The 519-nt window shown below is 43.7% G+C and carries 1 protein-coding gene; it reads left to right on the top strand.

Features of this window, described 5'->3' with window-relative positions:
• Positions 1-416, top strand: a 416-nt coding sequence (locus N1032_RS27865) for a hypothetical protein (protein WP_259543984.1), incomplete at its 5' end; no start/stop codon positions are given.
• Positions 417-519: the final 103 nt, after the last annotated feature.

Raw genomic sequence — 519 nt, 5'->3', positions numbered from 1 at the left:
TTTCACAGCTTCAAGCTACCAAACATATTCCAGAGTTACCTAAAGAAGCAATTACCCCTGCTGTCGTAACTGGTCTGGAAGCAATTGGTCGTGGTCAAGATTTGAGTAAGCTAACTGACTTTATGCAATTGGTTGCTACAGCTTCTAATCTACAGAGCAATCAAGATATTAATACTAACGTTCTCATCCTTCGTGGTGCTAATGCTATTGGTATTGATACAGATGGTATCTTACGTAGTGATGAAGAGAAAGCTCAGATGATGGCACAACAAGCTGTCCAATCTGGAGCACAGAACTTTGCTGGCACATTAGGTGCAGGAGCGGCTGGTCAAGCTACTTCTTCTCCAGAAGCTATGCAACAAGCAGCAGACAATACTGGATTAGAGCCAACCACAGTTGGTCAGGCTCAGGGCTAATTAGATATGAGGAGACACAATGTCTGATGTTTTTGAGATGTATGATGCCGATAACCCCGCTGTAGTGACGGGTGATGGTAAAGGGATGTCGATGGAGCAATAT

The organism is Herbiconiux daphne (genome assembly GCF_024979295.1).
Lineage (GTDB): Bacteria > Actinomycetota > Actinomycetes > Actinomycetales > Microbacteriaceae > Herbiconiux > Herbiconiux daphnes.
This window is presented reverse-complemented; position numbering and strand designations above follow the sequence as displayed.